Source organism: Streptomyces sp. NPDC002176, from assembly GCF_044903645.1.
Lineage (GTDB): Bacteria > Actinomycetota > Actinomycetes > Streptomycetales > Streptomycetaceae > Streptomyces.
Genome location: NZ_JBJDQW010000002.1, coordinates 545112 through 561268 on the forward strand (window position 1 = coordinate 545112; position 16157 = coordinate 561268).

The 16157-nt window shown below is 73.9% G+C and carries 9 protein-coding genes; 2 read left to right on the top strand and 7 right to left on the bottom strand.

Going from position 1 to position 16157, the window contains the following annotated elements:
• Positions 1-36: 36 nt before the first annotated feature.
• Together ACI2LY_RS10695 and ACI2LY_RS10700 are read right to left on the bottom strand one after the other, a co-directional pair.
• A complete protein-coding gene (locus tag ACI2LY_RS10695) occupies positions 37-360 on the bottom strand; it encodes a hypothetical protein (protein WP_388995768.1) in 324 nt (107 codons plus the stop codon).
• Positions 361-500: 140 nt separating this feature from the next.
• The gene (locus ACI2LY_RS10700) at positions 501-2726 is read right to left on the bottom strand and encodes an ATP-dependent DNA helicase UvrD2 (protein WP_404706848.1); all 2226 of its coding nucleotides are present in this window, start codon (positions 2724-2726) and stop codon (positions 501-503) included.
• Positions 2727-2969: 243 nt separating this feature from the next.
• Between ACI2LY_RS10700 and ACI2LY_RS10705 the strand changes: the two genes are divergently transcribed.
• Positions 2970-3227 (top strand): mycoredoxin, encoded by a 258-nt coding sequence (locus tag ACI2LY_RS10705; protein ID WP_404706849.1) that lies wholly within the window; start codon positions 2970-2972, stop codon positions 3225-3227.
• A gap of 63 nt (positions 3228-3290) precedes the next feature.
• On the opposite strand, the gene nudC is transcribed toward ACI2LY_RS10705, so the two are convergent.
• From nudC to ACI2LY_RS10730, 5 genes are all read right to left on the bottom strand, one after another.
• Complete coding sequence (gene nudC / locus ACI2LY_RS10710; protein WP_388995773.1) at positions 3291-4235, bottom strand: NAD(+) diphosphatase; 945 nt, start codon at positions 4233-4235, stop codon at positions 3291-3293.
• Between the two features lie 153 nt (positions 4236-4388).
• On the bottom strand, positions 4389-5792 hold the full coding sequence (locus ACI2LY_RS10715) for a dipeptidase (RefSeq protein WP_404706850.1): 1404 nt from the start codon (positions 5790-5792) through the stop codon (positions 4389-4391).
• 10 nt (positions 5793-5802) lie between these two features.
• On the bottom strand, positions 5803-9216 hold the full coding sequence (locus ACI2LY_RS10720) for a UvrD-helicase domain-containing protein (protein ID WP_404706851.1): 3414 nt from the start codon (positions 9214-9216) through the stop codon (positions 5803-5805).
• A 103-nt stretch (positions 9217-9319) separates the two neighbouring features.
• A complete protein-coding gene (locus tag ACI2LY_RS10725; RefSeq protein ID WP_404706852.1) occupies positions 9320-12631 on the bottom strand; it encodes an ATP-dependent helicase in 3312 nt (1103 codons plus the stop codon).
• Positions 12632-12789: 158 nt separating this feature from the next.
• Complete coding sequence (locus ACI2LY_RS10730) at positions 12790-13161, bottom strand: MGMT family protein (RefSeq protein ID WP_404706853.1); 372 nt, start codon at positions 13159-13161, stop codon at positions 12790-12792.
• A 184-nt stretch (positions 13162-13345) separates the two neighbouring features.
• On the opposite strand from ACI2LY_RS10730, the gene ACI2LY_RS10735 reads away from it, so the two are divergent.
• Entirely contained in the window at positions 13346-16117 is a 2772-nt protein-coding gene (locus tag ACI2LY_RS10735; RefSeq protein ID WP_404706854.1) for a YbhN family protein, read from the top strand.
• Positions 16118-16157 lie beyond the last annotated feature (40 nt).

The following is a 16157-nucleotide window of genomic DNA, read 5'->3' on the forward strand; positions in this document are numbered from 1 at the left end:
GTTCCGCGGCCCTGAAGGCGCCTGCCTGATCGGCGATCAGGCTGGATCACTCCAGGGTTCTGGCCCACGGAAGGCCCACATCTGGGGGTGCTGCGTCGTCTGCTTCCGGAATCCGGCACCGGCCGCCGCGAAGGCATAGGCGCCCTGCGCCTGTGCCTCTACCGCTGCCAGTGCCTTGGTCGGTCGCTCATTGCGCTCGCGGACAGGAAGGTCCGCGGAGAGCAGCGAGGACGCCGGACGGGCGGCACGAATGCCGGACAGACCGGTGACCTCGGAGGGCGCGCCGAGCATGCACAGGGAGACGGCCGGACGATCGGTCAGTTTGACCGGGCTGGTGAAGATGGTCTCGATGCTGATCATTGGGCTCGCCTCCTCTCGGCGTCTTGGGGACCGGGTCGAATCGGTCCTCGGATAAAGAAGTACAGCACGGAATCACAGCCTTCGAGAAGGCCGCCGTTTCCGTGCCTAGAACCTATGGGGATTCCTGGCGCGGGCGCAAACTATTTTTCCGACGAGTTCCGATCAGTCGTGGAAACCGCGTTCAGGGGGTCCGCGCCGACCTCGTGGCCTGCGCAGATGGCCAGCACGTCGGTGCCGTAGCGGCGCAGCTTGCGGTCCAGGACGCCGGGGATGCGGGAGAGTTCGGCGGCGCAGTCGGGGCGGGTCTCGGCGATGGCCATCAGGGTGCGGTCGGTGAAGACGCAGAAGTCCGGCTGTCCGCTCTGGCCCGCTTCCACGGACCGCCACTGCCGCAGCCGCTCGTACAGGCCCTCGTCCATGTCGGAGGGGCAGTCCTCGCAGCGCATCAGCTTCATCTCGCCCGCGTCGGTGAGGGTGCGGCCGCAGACCCGGCAGCGGGCCGGGGTGCGCTGGGCGCGCCGGGGGGCCGCCGGCAGGCCGCCGGGGGTGCCGCGCTCGACGCCGCCGGTGCCGGTCGCGGCGCGGCCGACGGTGGCGGTGGAGCCGGGGCGCAGTCCGTCGAGGAAGCGGCTCGGCCTGCGCCCCGCCCGGCCGCCGGGTGAGCGGGCGAGCGACCAGGAGAGGTGGAGCCGTTCCCGCGCGCGGGTGACGCCGACGTAGAGGAGGCGGCGCTCCTCCTCGATCTGTTCGTCGGTCCTGGCGTAGGTGATCGGCAGCATGCCCTCGGCGACGCCGACCAGGAAGACGGCGTCCCACTCCAGGCCCTTGGCGGCGTGCAGGGAGGCGAGGGTGACGCCCTGCACGGTCGGGGCGTGCTGGGCGTTGGCCCGCTCGTCCAGCTCGGCGACCAGGTCGCTCAGGGTGGCCCCCGGGTGGGCGGCGGCGAAGTCGTGGGCGAGGGCGACCAGGGCGGCCAGGGACTCCCAGCGTTCGCGGGCGGCGCCGGAGCCCGCCGGGGGTTCGCTGCTCCAGCCCTCGCCGGAGAGCACGGCGCGCACCTGGGAGGGCAGGTCGACCGCCTCGTCCAGCAGGGAGTCGTTGCCGCCGAAGCGGGCGGCGGCACGCAGGGCGACGCCCGCCTTGCGCACCTCGGGCCGGTCGAAGAAGCGCTCGGCGCCGCGCAGCTGGTAGGGGACGCCCGCGTCGGCGAGGGCCTGTTCGTAGGTCTCGGACTGGGAGTTGGTGCGGAACAGGACGGCGATCTCGGCGGCCGGGGTCCCGGCGGCGATCAGCTCGCGGATACGGCGGGCGGCGCCCTCGGCCTCGGCGGGCTCGTCGGTGTACTCGGTGTAGCCGGGTTCCGGGCCGGAGGGGCGCTGGGAGATCAGTTCCAGCCGGTGGTCGGCGGCGCGGCCGTGGGCCTGGGCGAGCAGGCCGTTGGCGAGGCGTACCACCTGGGGGGTGGAGCGGTAGTCGCGGACCAGCTTGACGACGGTGGCGCCGGGATGGCGGTGACGGAAGTCGAGGAGATGGTCGGGAGTTGCTCCCGTGAACGAGTAGATGGTCTGGCTGGCGTCACCGACGACGCACAGGCTGTCGCGCTCGCCGAGCCAGAGGTCGAGCAGGCGCTGCTGGAGCGGGCTGACGTCCTGGTACTCGTCGACGACGAAGTGCTGGTACTGGGCGCGTACCTGGTCGGCGATGTCGTGCCGGTCCTGGAGGACGGCGACGGTGAGCAGCAGCACGTCCTCGAAGTCGATGACGGCGCGGTCGCGCTTGAGGTTCTCGTAGGCCGCGTAGAGGTGGGCGATCTCGGCCGGGTCGCGCGGGGTCTCGCGGCCCGCCTTCACGGCCGCGTACGGATAGTCGGCAGGGACGGTCTGGGTGACCTTGCACCATTCGATCTCGGCGGTGGCGTCCCGCAGCTCGCCCCGGTCCAGGCGGAGCCCGCAGGCGGCGGCCGCGTCGGCGACCAGTTGGATCTTGCGGTCGACCAGCCGGGGCATGCCGCCGCCGATCGCTTTCGGCCAGAAGTACTGGAGCTGGCGGAGCGCGGCGGAGTGGAAGGTGCGGGCCTGCACGCCCTGGGCGCCGAGCTGGCGGAGCCGCCCGCGCATCTCGCCCGCGGCGCGGTTGGTGAAGGTGACGGCGAGCACGCTGGAGGGCGCCAGGAGGCCGGAGCGCACTCCGTACGCGATGCGGTGGGTGATCGCGCGGGTCTTGCCCGTGCCCGCTCCGGCCAGGACGCACACCGGCCCGTGCAGGGCGGTGGCGACCTCGCGCTGCTCGGGGTCGAGCCCTTCGAGCACCGCGTCGGCCGATTCCGGGGTCCGCGGGAGGAGGGGGGAGGGCGTTGCTGCTGTCACACAGCCATGCTGCCAGGTTGTCCGGGACCACCGCGTCGGTTGTCCACAGGCGGGCCCCGATAGTCGTTTTAATGCGGCGGGTGTCACAGCGGTCAATGCGGCGAGTGTCACAGCGGCGGGTGCGGCGGGGGTCACGACCGGGTCGCCCCCGGTGACCACGGCGGGAATTCATCCCCGGTCCCCCGCGTTGGGCCCTGTGCACGACGTACGACATACCCCCCGGCCGCCTGAGGAGCGCGAGACATGCAGGGCACTGTGACGATGTACAGCACCACGTGGTGCGGTTACTGCCGTCGGCTGAAGGGCCAGCTGGACCGGGAGGGCATCCCGTTCACCGAGATCAACATCGAGCACGACCCGGAGGCCCTCGCGTTCGTGGAGAAGGCGAACGACGGCAATCAGACGGTTCCGACCGTGCGCGTCGTGCCCGCCGACGGTGGCCCCGAGGCCGTCATGACCAACCCGAGCCTCGCCCAGGTGAAGCAGGCGCTCAGCGCCTGACCCCGGTGACATGAGAACCCCGGCCGCCTCTGAACACGCAGAGGGCAGCCGGGGTTCTCGCGTCTAGAAGGCGCTCCGGGTCGGCAGCGGCTTGCCGTACCACAGCTCGATCAGCCGGGCGGCGATGGAGATGCCGTAGGGCGGCAGCACCTCGCCGGACTCGAAGGCCGCGCCCAGCTCGTCGCGGGAGAACCAGCGGGCCTCCTCGATCTCCTCGCCGTCGGCGTCGATCTCGGTGGAGGTGGCGTGGGCGAAGAAGCCCAGCATCAGGCTGGACGGGAACGGCCAGGGCTGGCTGGCGACGTACTCGACCTCGCCGACCGTGATGCCCGCCTCCTCGAAGACCTCGCGGCGCACGGACTGCTCGATGGACTCGCCGGGCTCGACGAATCCGGCGAGCGTGGAGAAGCGGCCCTCGGGCCAGTGCACCTGGCGGCCGAGCAGGATGCGGTCCTGTTCGTCGGTGACCGCCATGATCACCGCCGGGTCGGTGCGCGGGTAGTGCTCGGCGCCGCACGCCTGGCAGCGGCGGATGTGCCCAGCGGCGGCGATGACGGTGCGCTCGCCGCAGCGGGAGCAGAAACGGTGGGTGCGCTGCCAGTTCTCCAGGCCGACGGCGTGCACCATCAGCCCGGCGTCGCGCGGGGAGAGCAGCAGCCCCGCCTCGCGCAGTCCGGCGGGGCGCGCGGACTGGTCGATACGGCCGGGCAGCGAGTCCTTCTGGAGCGCGAAGTAGCTGACGCCGTCCTCGTCCTCGCCCAGGAAGTAGCGGTGGGCCTCGGTGAGGGGGGCCTCGAAGGAGGGGGTCATGACGAGTTCGGTACGCCCGTCGGACGTCTCGTCGATGAGTACCTGGCCGCCGGAGACCACGAAGCAGCGGGTCGTGGGGTGGCTCCACGCCGCCGCGAGCCAGGCTTCGTCGAGCCGGTGGTGGGCGGCTCGGTCGATGCCGCTCGGGGCGGTGAGCGAGATGGGTCGGTCTGCGGTGTGGTCGGTCCGGGTGGTCACGGGTGCTTCCAACTCCCCCAATGGAACGGTCGGTTCGGCGGGCGGTGAGGCGGGCAACGGGTCAGGGGCACCAGGGCCGGGCGGGGGCGGCCGGGCCGGGCGGTCCTTCCAGTGTGCCCGGCGCGCGGTGCCGTTCCCGAACGGCGGGGTTCCTCAGGGGGCGGGGCGCCAGTTCTCGGCGAGGTCGCTCCACAGGTGGGCGCTGGTCTCGACGCCCTTGAACAGCAGGTCCAGCTCGACCTTCTCGTTCGGGGCGTGCCAGCCGTCGGAGGGGACGGAGATCCCGAGGAAGAGGACCGGGGCGCCGAGCACCTCTTGGAGGTCGGCGGCGGGACCGGAGCCTCCTTCCCGGGTGAACCGCACCGGCTTGTCGAAGGCGCGGCCCATGGCGCGAGCCACGGACTGCAACGCGGGATGGTCGAGCGGGGTGAGACACGGGCGCGTGCCCGGGCTGAAGTCGATCTCCAGCCGGATTCCGGCGGGCGCCTGCCGCTCGGCCCAGTCCTGTACGGCCTTCTCCACCGCGCCGAGGTCCTGGCCCGCGACCAGGCGGAAGGACAGCTTCACCACGGCGGAGGAGGGGATGATCGTCTTGCTGCCCGCGCCCTGGTAGCCGCCGCCGATGCCGTTGACCTCGGCGGTCGGGCGGGCCCAGACGCGCTCCAGGGTGCTGTATCCGGCCTCGCCGTGCGCCGCGTGCGACTTGGCGGTGCGCAGCCACTCGGCCTCGTCGAAGGGCAGCTCGGCGAAGAGTTCACGCTCGCGGTCGGTCAGCTCCACGACACCGTCGTAGAAGCCGGGGACGGCCACGCGTCCGTGCTCGTCGTGCAGGGCGGCGACCAGGCGGGCGGCGGCGGTGGCCGGGTTGGGTACCGCGCCGCCGAAGGAGCCGGAGTGGATGTCCTGGTCGGGGCCGTACAGCCGGATCTCGCACTCGGCGAGGCCCCGCATCCCGGTGCACACGGTGGGCGTGTCCTCGGACCACATGCCGGTGTCGGAGACGATCACCGCGTCGGCGGCGAGCCGGTCGGCGCGCTCCTCGACGAGGGCGCGGAAGTTCGGCGAGCCGGACTCCTCCTCGCCCTCGATCAGCAGCTTGAGGTGGACGGCCGGAGTGGTACGGCCGGTCGCGGCGAGGTGGGCGCGGACCCCGAGTGTGTGGAAGAACACCTGGCCCTTGTCGTCGGCGGCACCCCGCGCGAAGAGCCGGTCGCCGCGTACGACGGGCTCGAAGGGGTCGGTGTCCCAGCCGTCCTCGCGGGCGGCGGGCTGGACGTCGTGGTGGCCGTAGACCAGCACGGTGGGGGCCTCGGGGTCGTCCGAGGGCCATTCGGCGTACACGGCCGGGGCGCCCGCGGTGGGCCAGACCTCGGCCACCGGGAAGCCCGTCTCCGTGAGTTTCGCGGCGAGCCAGTCGGCGCTGCGCCGGACATCGGGGGCGTGTTCCGGCTGGGCGGACACGGACGGGATGCGCAGCCACGCGGCGAGGTCGTCGAGGAACGCGGCGCGGTGCCGGTCGATGTACGCGTGGACGGCGCTGTCCGGGGTCTGGCTCATGCTCACGAGCCTATCGGCCCGCACGGACATCCTCGGCGGGCGGTTCGTCACACCCAGGCGTCCCCGTCGCCCCGGTTCGCTCCCCTTCGAGCAGTCGCGCCAGCTCCGCCCGGCCGGGCAGCCCGGCCGGACGGTCGACCTCGCCGGTGCGCACGTACAGGAACGCGGCCGTGACCGATTCGGGCGGGATGCCCTGCTGCTCGGCCCAGGCCAGCCGGTAGACGGCGAGCTGGAGGGGGTCGGCGCTGCGGGTGCGGCCGGTCTTCCAGTCGAGGATCTCGTACGTGGCGTCCTCGCCGTCGCCGTCCTTGTAGACGGCGTCGATCCGGCCGCGTACGACCCGCCCGGCGAGGGTGAGCTGGACGGGGACCTCGACTCGGTAGGGCGTGCGCCGGGCGTACTCGGTGCGCTCGAAGGCTTCCTTGAGGGCTTCGAGGTCGGCCTCGTCGGCGATCTCGGCGTCGGTGCCGGGCAGGTCGTCCGGTTCCAGCAGGGGCAGCATCAGCTCCTCGTAGCGGGACTCGACCCAGGCGTGGAAGCGGGTGCCCCGGCGTGCGGCGGGCTGCGGGGGGCGCGGCATGGGGCGCGCGAGTTCCTGCGCGAGCCCGTCCGGGTCCTCGGCGAGCCGGAGCATCTGGGTGGCGGTGAGGACGGCGGGCAGCGGTACGTCGGTGACACCGCGCCGGGCGCGCATCAGTTCCCCGGCGAGGGCGTCCAGGTCCCGGTCCCAGGAGGCGACCGCGCGTGACTCCTCCGGGGTGAGTGGCTCGGGGGCGGACGCCTGGTGCGGGACGGGGAGCACGGGGCGGTTGGCGCTCAGGGCGTCCCAGTCGCCGGGCTCGTCCAAGGCGTCGTACGGGTCCTCGTCGTCCGGGGGCGCGGTGGGCCACTCGGGGTCGTCGTACGGGACGGGGGCCGCGGTGGGCGGGGTGTGGAGGTGGGCGCGGACGGTGTGGGCGGCCCGCTGACGGCGTTCGAAGGCGAGGGCGTCCAGGGGCAGCGGCCACGCCTGGTCGGCGTCGGCGGTGTGCAGGGCGGGGTTCTCGTCGCCCTCCTCGGGGGCGTCCGCCCACACCTCGGTCTCGCCGTACCCGGCGGTGCAGTGGTCGTGCAGGGCCGTCAGGAAGTCGGAGGGGCCGCGCGGCTTCTTCTGGCTGGGGCCCCACCAGTGGCCGCAGCCGAGCAGGAGGGAGCGGGGGCGGGTGAAGGTGACGTAGCCGAGGCGCAGCTCCTCGGTGAGCTGGTGCTCCTTCATGGCCTCGTGGAAGCCCTTGATGCCCTTGGCGTCCCAGGAGCCGACGTCGGGCAGGGTGGCGGTGTCGCCGCGCAGGGCGTGCGGGAGCACCTTGGCCTGCGCGGTCCACTTCTCGCGCCCCTGGGCGCTGGGGAAGGTGCCCTTGACCAGGCCGGGGACGGCGACCACGTCCCACTCCAGCCCCTTGGACTTGTGCGCGGTGAGCACCTTGACGGTGTTCTCGCCGCCGGGCAGCGCGTTGTCGAGGCCCTTCTCGTACTGGGCGGCGGTGCGCAGGAAGGCGAGGAAGGCGAGCAGGGTGGCCTCGCCGTCACCGGCAGCGAAGGAGGCGGCGACGTCGAGGAAGTTGGACAGGGTCTCGCGGCGGCGGGCGGCCAGCGCGTGCGGGGACGCCGACAGCTCGACCTCCAGGCCGGTGACGGCGAGCACCCGGTGCAGCACGTCCATCAGCGGGTCGGAGAGGCTGCGGCGCAGGTCGCGCAGTTCGGCGGCGAGGCGGGCGAACCGCACGCGCGCGTCCGGGGAGAACGGCAGGTCGTCGTCGTAGCCCTCGGTGCCGAAGGAGGTCTCCAGGAAGGTGTCCAGGGCGTCCGCGAGCGAGGTCACCTCGGAGGGGTCGACGCCCTCGACGGCCTCGGCGAGCCTGCGGTCGGGGTCGTCGGCGCCGTCCACGCGCGCGTGGGCGACGAGCAGCCGGGCGCGGCGGCCGAGCAGGGCCAGGTCGCGCGGGCCGATGCGCCAGCGCGGGCCGGTGAGCAGCCGGACCAGGGCGGCGTTCGCGCCGGGGTCCTGGAGCACCTCGCAGACGGCGACCAGGTCCGCGACCTCGGGCAGGTGCAGCAGCCCGGACAGCCCGACGACCTCCACGGGCACGTCCCGGGCGACCAGCGCGCCCTGGATCTCCGCGAAGTCGGTCGCGGTGCGGCACAGGACGGCGATCTCCCCGGGCGGGGTTCCGGTGCGCACCAGGTGGGCGAGGGAGTCGGCCAGCCAGGCGATCTCCTCGGCGTGGCTGGGCAGCAGGGCGCAGCGGACCAGACCGTCGCGTTCGGCGCCGGGGGCGGGGCGCAGTGCCTCCACGCCCGCGTGCATGGCGCGCAGGGGCTTGGCGAGGCCGTTGGCGAGGTCGAGGAGGCGGCCGCCGCTGCGCCGGTTCTCGCTGAGCGCCTGCCGGGTGGCGGGGCTGCCGTCGGCGCGGGCGAAGTGCTCGGGGAAGTCGTCCAGGTTGGCCACGGAGGCGCCGCGCCAGCCGTAGATGGCCTGGCAGGGGTCGCCGACGGCGGTGACCGGGTGGCCGGTGCCCTGGCCGAAGAGCCCGGCGAGCAGGACGCGCTGGGCGACGGAGGTGTCCTGGTACTCGTCCAGCAGGACGACCCGGAACTCCTCGCGCAGCACGCGGCCCACCTCGGGGATGCGGGCGAGGCGGGCCGACAGGGCGATCTGGTCGCCGAAGTCGAGCAGGTCGCGGGTGCGCTTGGCGGCCCGGTAGCGCTGGACCAGCCCGGCGAGTTCCGCGCGCGCGGCCAGCGTCTCCGGGACCTTGCGCAGGTCGGCGTTGCTGAGCCTGGCCCCGTCCAGGGTGGTCCGCAGGTCGGCGTCCCAGACGCGCAGTTCCTCGGGGTCGACCAGGTGCTCGGACAGCTCGGAGTCGAGCGCCAGCAGGTCGGTGACGAGGTCCGCGAAGGAGCGGGTCAGCGCCGGGTACGGGCCCGGCGCCTCGCGCAGCACGCGGGCGGCGAGCTGGTAGCGGGTGGCGTCCGCGAGCAGCCGGGAGCTGGGCTCCAGGCCGAGACGCAGGCCGTGGTCGGTGAGGAGCCGTCCGGCGAAGGCGTGGTACGTCGAGATGACCGGCTCGCCGGGCGGGTTGTCCGGGTCGATCGCGTCCGGGTCGGTGATCCCGGCCCTGATCAGCGCCTTGCGGACGCGTTCGGCGAGTTCACCGGCCGCCTTGTTGGTGAAGGTCAGGCCGAGCACCTGCTCGGGGGCGACCTGGCCGGTGCCGACCAGCCAGACCACGCGGGCGGCCATCACGGTGGTCTTGCCCGATCCGGCTCCGGCCACGATCACCTGCGGGGCGGGCGGCGCGATGACGCAGGCCGTCTGCTCCGGGGTGAACGGGATGCCGAGCAGCTCTTTGAGCTGCTCGGGGTCGGTGAGGTGCGCGGGCATGCGGGGAAGGCTAGCGGCGACCACCGACAAGCGGACGCCGAGGCTGTGGAAAGCGCAGGTCAGCGGGGTGCCACGGTGCCGTACGTCACTCCGGCGCGTGCGGTCACTCCACGACCTGCCGTCCCTCGGGGCGGGCGCTGCACGAGGCGCGGAAGGAGCAGTGCGCGCAGTGCTGGCCGGTGCTGGGGGTGAACCGCTCGTCCAGCACCTTCCCGGCGGCGGTGGCCAGCAGGTCCCCGACCCACTCCCCCTCCAGCGGCTGCTGCGCCTGCACCTTGGGCAGCGTCTCCCCGCCGTCCTTCTTCGCCGCGCCCTGTCGGAGCTGGACGAGTTCCGCGCCACCGGGCTCCGGGCGGGCGCCGTCGAAGGCGTCGTCCACCGCGCCCTCGGCCACGGCGAGCTGGTAGACGGCGAGCTGGGGATGGCGGTCCACCTCGGCGGCGGTGGGGGCGTTCTTGCCGGTCTTGAAGTCCACGACGTAGGCCCGGCCGTCGCCGTCCGTCTCGACGCGGTCCATCTGGCCCTTGATGCGGACCTGGTACTCGCCCGCCTCCAGGGTCACGTCGAAGTCCCGCTCGCTGGCTATGGACGTGCGGGTGGCACGGTCCAGGACGTGCCAGTTCAGGAAGCGTTCGAGCGCCGCGCGGGCGGTCTCCTTCTCCTGGACGGACTTCCAGGGCGCGTCGAAGGCGAGCGCGTTCCACACCGAGTCCAGGCGTTCCATCAGCACGTCGAGGTCGGCGGGGGTACGGCCGGAGGCCACCTCGTCGGCCAGGACGTGGACGACGTTGCCGAAGCCCTGGGCGGCCGTGGCGGGCGCGTCTGCCTTCACCTCGCGGCCCAGGAACCACTGGAGGGCGCAAGTATTGGCGAGCTGGTCCAGCGCGCTGCCGGAGAGCACCACGGGCTGGTCGCGGTCGCGCAGCGGCACCTTGCTCGCGGTCGGCACGTACATCCCCCACCAGCGGTCGGGGTGCGCGGCGGGCACCAGCGGGCGGCCGTCCTCGTCGGCGAGCGCGGCGAGCCGGGCCAGCCGCCGCGCGGCCGCGTCCCGCAGTCCGTCCGAGACGTCCGGGTCGACGGTGGTGGCGCGCAGCTCCGCGACGAGCGCGGCGACCGCCAGCGGGCGGCGCGGGCGGCCGGTGACATCGCGGGGTTCGACGCCCAGCTCGGTCAGGAAGCGGGACGGCTGGTCGCCGTCGTCGGCCGGGGCCTTCACGGCGGTGACGACGAGACGGTCCCGCGCGCGCGTGGCGGCCACGTAGAACAGCCTGCGCTCCTCCGCGAGCAGCGCGCCCGGGGTGAGCGGCTCGGCGAGGCCGTCCCGGCCGATCCGGTCGGCCTCCAGCAGGGAGCCCCGGCGGCGCAGGTCGGGCCAGAGCCCCTCCTGCACGCCCGCGACGACCACCAGCCGCCATTCCAGCCCCTTGGAGCGGTGCGCGGTCATCAGGCGTACGGCGTCGGGGCGCACCGCGCGGCGGGTGAGGGTGTCGGCGGCGATGTCCTCGGCGTCGATCTCCTCCAGGAAGTTCAGCGCGCCGCGTCCGCCGGTGCGCTCCTCCGCGCGGGCGGCGGTGGCGAACAGCGCGCACATGGCGTCCAGGTCCCGGTCGGCGTTACGGCCCGCCGCGCCCCCGCGCCGCGCGGCCCGCTCCAGCCTGCTGGGCCAGGGGGTGCCGTTCCACAGCGCCCACAGGGCCTCCTCCGCGGTGCCGCCCTCGGCCAGGCACGTGCGCGCCTTCCGCAGCAGCGCGCCCAGCCGCTGCGCCCCGCGCGCGTACGCCGGGTCGTGCGCGACGAGCCGCTCCGGCTCCGCGAGCGCCTGGGCCAGCAGTACGTCGGAGGGGGCGGGCAGGGCCTCTCCGGCAGCCCGCTCCTCCTCGCGCAGGGCCCGGCCGAGCCTGCGCAGATCGGCGGCGTCCATGCCGCCGAGGGGGGAGGAGAGGAGCGTTATGGCGGTCTCGGCGTCCAGCCAGGGGGTTTCCGGGGTCTCGGCCTCGTCGGCTTCCCCGGCGGGCCCCGCCTCCGCCACCGCAACCGCCCGCAGTGCCGTCAGCAGCGGTGCGACCGCCGGTTCGTGGCGCAGCGGGAGGTCGTCGCCGTCGATGTCCAGGGGGACGCCCGCCGCCGTCAGGGCGCGGCGCAAGGTCGGGATGCTGTGCGAGCCCGCGCGGACGAGGACCGCCATCTCGTTCCACGGGATGCCGTCCTCGAGGTGGGCGCGGCGCAGGATGTCGGCGATGTTGTCCAGCTCGGTGCCGGGCGTCGGGTAGGTGTACGCCTCCACCTGGCCGCCGTCGCGGACGGCCGTGGGCTCGCGGTGGACGCGCAGCTTCTCGGCGGGGAGCTGGGACAGCGGCATGCGCTGGGTGATGCGGCGGGTCGCGGCCAGCAGGTCCGCCCCGGAGCGACGGTTGGTGCGCAGCACCTCGACGGGGGCGGGGCGGCCGTCCGCGCGCGGGAAGGCGGCCGGGAAGTCGAGGATGCCGTTCACGTCGGCGCCCCGGAAGGTGTAGATCGACTGGTCGGGGTCACCGAGGGCGACCAGGGTGCGGCCGCCTCCGGCCAGCGCGTGCAGCAGCCGTACCTGCGCGGGGTCGGTGTCCTGGTACTCGTCGACGTACACGGCGTCGTAGGACGCGGCGAGGCGCTCGGCGACCTCGGGGCGGTGGGCGAGGAGCACCGCGCGGTGGACGAGTTCGGCGTAGTCGATGACGCCCTGGAGGTCGATCACGTCCAGGTACTCGGCGAGGAACGCGGCCGCCGCGCGCCAGTCGGGGCGCCCGATGCGGCGTGCGAAGGCGTCCAGCGCGCCGGGCGCGAGCCCCAGCTCGCGGCTGCGCGCGAGGACCGCGCGGACCTCGTCGGCGAAGCCGCGCGTGGTCAGGCAGGCGCGCAGGTCGTCGGGCCAGCGCACATGGGTCAGCCCGAGCCGCTCCAGCTCGGGCTGCCCGGCGAGCAGCTCGCGCACGGTGACGTCCTGCTCGGGGCCGGAGAGCAGGCGCAGCGGCTGGGCGAAGCGGTCGCTGTCCTGGTGGGCGCGGACCAGGGCGTAGCAGTAGGAGTGGAAGGTGGTGGCGCGGGGCGCGCGGGCGGCGCCCATGCGCCGGGCCATCCGGTCGCGCAGCTCGACGGCGGCCTTGCGGCTGAAGGTGAGCACCAGGACGCGTTCGGGGTCGGCGCCCCGGGCGACGCGCGCGGCGACGGACTCCACCAGGGTGGTCGTCTTGCCGGTGCCGGGCCCGGCGAGGACGAGCAGCGGGCCGCTCCCGTGCTCGATCACCGCGCGCTGGGCGGCGTCCGGGCGGGGCGGCGGTGTCTGCGCGGGCGGGGTGCGGAGCAGCCGGTAGGCACCACGAGGCGCCTGCCGACCCTGGGGGTGCGGCAGGCGTCCGGTGGAGGAGGTGGTGCTCACGTGGTTCGCCGGTCCTGGTGGTGGTGCGGGGTGGTCGTGGGGACGTAGGGAGGCGGGCGCCTCGGGGGTTCCCGCCCCAACGAACGTACGTCATGTCGCGGACGTGCCCGCTGTCCCCCGTACGAGCGGACCTGAGCCGCAGCCCTTGCCGCAGGCCCTCAGCTGTGGTTCTGCGGGGCGCCGTCCCAGCGGGCCCGTCTCATGTCCAGGCGCGGCAGATGCCCCTCGGCGGCGCGGGACGCCTGCTTCAGCGGGGTGCCCTCGGCGCGGTACTGGTCCAGGGCGCGCAGCTCATGGCCGGGCAGCAGCGCCCCGTCGGCCCGCACCACGCGCCACCACGGCACCGCGCCCCCGTACAGCGCCATCACCCGGCCCACCTGGCGCGGGCCGCCCTCCTCCAGCCACTCCGCGACGTCCCCGTAGGTCATCACCCGGCCCGGCGGGATGCGGTCGGCCACGTCGAGCACGCGCTCGGCGTACGCCGGAAGTTCGTCCGGGTGCCCCTCCCCGGCAGGGCTCTGCTCGCTCATCCACCCCATCCTGCCGTACGCCTACGACAATGGGACGAGGCCGGCCAGGGGCGTCCGGACGGGCCCACGGTCCGCCCAAACGCACTTTTCGCACCCCGATCCGCACCCTGATGCCCCCTCGTGCCCCTCAGTCGTGCCACCATCGTGCGGGCGGTGACCGGTGATACGAGACCAAGAAGAGACCATGAACAAGCAGGGTGTGCACCCCGACGACGCGGAGGGCACCTCTGGCGCGTCCGCGCGCCCCGGCACCTCCCGCGAAGCCATCGACGGCCCCGCCGAGGACACGGGCCCACGCGCGCGTGAAGGCGGCGAAGCGGGCGTCCCCGCGCGGGCGTACGCCCCCAGGCGCCCCGGTGACGACGTCCTGGAGGAGGTCGAGGGCGACGAACCGCTGCTCCCCGCGCGCGTGCACCGCCCCTCCGACCTCATGCGGCTGCTGGTGGGCGTGCTGGCGATCGCCCTGCTGCTCGCCATCGCCGCGTTCGCGCACGGCACCACCTCGGGGCTCGAACAGGACATCAACAAGGGCACCGGCCAGGCGCCCGACCTGCTGATCAAGATCGCGGGGCTGGCGTCCAGCATCGCCATCCTGCTGGTGCCCGTGGCCTTCGCCATCGAGCGGCTGATCAAACGCGACGGGCTGCGGATCGCGGACGGTGTGCTCGCGGCGGTCCTCGCGCACGGGGTCACCCTGGCCACGGACCTCTGGGTCGCCCGCGCCGCCCCCAGCTCCATCCAGGAAGCGCTGACCCAGCCCGCCCCCGGCGACGTCCACGCGCTGACCGACCCGGTGCACGGCTATCTCGCGCCCGTCATCGCCTATATGACGGCCGTCGGCATGTCCCGCAGACCCCGCTGGCGCGCGGTGCTGTGGATCGTGCTGCTGCTGGACGCGTTCTCCATGCTGGTCACCGGCTACACCACGCCGTTCGCCATCATCCTGACCGTGCTCATCGGCTGGACCATCGCCTACGGCACCCTCTACGCCGTCGGCTCCCCCAACGTCCGCCCCACCGGCCGCACCCTGATGGCGGGCCTGCGCCACGTCGGCTTCCACCCGGTCAGCGCGGTCCGCGAGGAGGGCCCGGAGGCGGAGAACGGCGACCGGGGGCGGCGCTACTTCGTCACCCTGGAGGACGGCCCACCACTCGACGTGACCGTCGTCGACCGGGAACAGCAGGCGCAGGGCTTCTTCTACCGGGCCTGGCGCAACCTCACCCTGCGCGGCTTCGCCACCCGCTCCAGCCTCCAGTCCCTCAGACAGGCCCTGGAGCAGGAGGCGCTCCTCGCGTACGCGGCCATCGCGGCCGGAGCCAACGCCCCCAAGCTGATCGCCACCTCCGAGCTGGGCCCGGACGCGGTCATCCTCGTCTACGAGCACACCGGCGGCCGCACCCTGGACTCGCTGGCCGACGACGAGATCACCGACGAGCTGCTGCACAAGGTCTGGCACCAGGTGCGGGCGCTGCAGTCCCGGCGCATCGCGCACCGCAGGCTCGCGGGCGACGCGGTGCTGGTGGATCGTTCCGGCAAGGTGATCCTCGCCGAGCTGCGCGGCGGGGAGATCGCGGCGGGCGATCTGCTGCTGCGCATGGACGTGGCCCAGATGCTCACCACGCTCGGCCTGCGGGTCGGCGCCGAGCGGGCCGTGGCGTCGGCGGTCGCGGTGCTCGGCCCGGACGCGGTGGCCGACTGCCTGCCGATGCTCCAGCCCATCGCGCTGACCCGCTCCACCCGCGCCACCCTGCGCAAGCTGGGCCGCGAGCGCGCGGAACGGGAGCGGGAGGCGGTGCTGGAGTCGTCCCGGCTGGCCAAGCAGGCCCGGCTGGAGGCCGCCTCCGAGGAGGGTACGGCCCTGCCGGAGAAGCCCGACAAGAAGACCGTCCGCGCCGAGCAGCGGGCCGAGAAGCGGGCCATCGACGACGCGATCGACGAGGCCCGCGAGGAGGACCTGCTCACCCAGATCCGGCACCAGGTGCTCCGGATCAGGCCGCAGGCCCCGGTGGAGCCCGCCCGGCTGGAACGCATCAGGCCGCGCACCCTGATCAGCTTCATCGCGGGCGCGATCGGCGCGTACTTCCTGCTCACCCAGCTCACCCACATCGAGTTCGGCAAGCTGTTCGCGCAGGCCCAGTGGGGCTGGGTGGCGGCCGCGGTGGCGTTCTCCGCGCTCAGCTACGTGGCCGCCGCGATGGCGCTGCTCGGGTTCGTGCCGGAGCGGGTGCCGTTCGTGCGGACGGTGGCGGCGCAGGTCGCCGGGTCCTTCGTGAAGATCGTCGCTCCGGCGGCGGTCGGCGGTGTCGCGCTGAACACGCGGTTCCTCCAGCGGCAGGGAGTGCGGCCGGGGCTCGCGGTGGCGAGCGTGGGCGCGTCCCAGCTGTTCGGTCTGGGCTGCCACATCCTGATGCTGCTGTCCTTCGGCTACCTCACCGGCACCGAGAAGACGCCGTCGCTGTCACCGTCCCGGACGGTCATCGCCGGTCTGCTGACGGTCGCGGTGCTGGTGCTCGTGGTGACGTCGGTGCCGCTGCTGCGGAAGTTCGTCGTCACGCGGGTGCGGTCGCTGTTCGCCGGGGTGGTGCCGCGCATGCTGGACGTGCTCCAGCGGCCGCAGAAGCTGGTCACCGGCATCGGCGGCATGCTGCTGCTCACCGGGTGCTTCGTGATGTGCCTGGACGCCTCGATCCGGGCGTTCGGCGACGAGTCGGCGCACATCAGCATCGCCAGCGTCGCGGTCGTCTTCCTCGCGGGCAACGCACTCGGCTCCGCCGCGCCGACCCCGGGCGGAGTGGGGGCCGTCGAGGCGACGCTCACCGTCGGTCTGATCGCGGTCGGGCTGCCCAAGGAGGTGGCGGCTCCGGCGGTACTGCTGTTCCGGCTGCTGACACTGTGGCTGCCGGTGCTGCCGGGCTGGCTGGCGTTCAACCATCTGACCCGTAAGGGAGCGCTGTAGGGGGCGGAGGCTCCCTCAGGGGCTGCGGAGACGTCGCTCG

What these genes read in the sequence shown, in the direction of transcription:
- ACI2LY_RS10695 (WP_388995768.1), bottom strand. Translation starts at nt 360, where the DNA reads ATGATCAGCATCGAGACCATCTTCACCAGCCCGGTCAAACTGACCGAT.
- ACI2LY_RS10720 (WP_404706851.1), bottom strand. Translation starts at nt 9,216, where the DNA reads ATGCCCGCGCACCTCACCGACCCCGAGCAGCTCAAAGAGCTGCTCGGC.
- ACI2LY_RS10705 (WP_404706849.1), top strand. Translation starts at nt 2,970, where the DNA reads ATGCAGGGCACTGTGACGATGTACAGCACCACGTGGTGCGGTTACTGC.
- ACI2LY_RS10715 (WP_404706850.1), bottom strand. Translation starts at nt 5,792, where the DNA reads ATGAGCCAGACCCCGGACAGCGCCGTCCACGCGTACATCGACCGGCAC.
- ACI2LY_RS10735 (WP_404706854.1), top strand. Translation starts at nt 13,346, where the DNA reads ATGAACAAGCAGGGTGTGCACCCCGACGACGCGGAGGGCACCTCTGGC.
- ACI2LY_RS10730 (WP_404706853.1), bottom strand. Translation starts at nt 13,161, where the DNA reads ATGAGCGAGCAGAGCCCTGCCGGGGAGGGGCACCCGGACGAACTTCCG.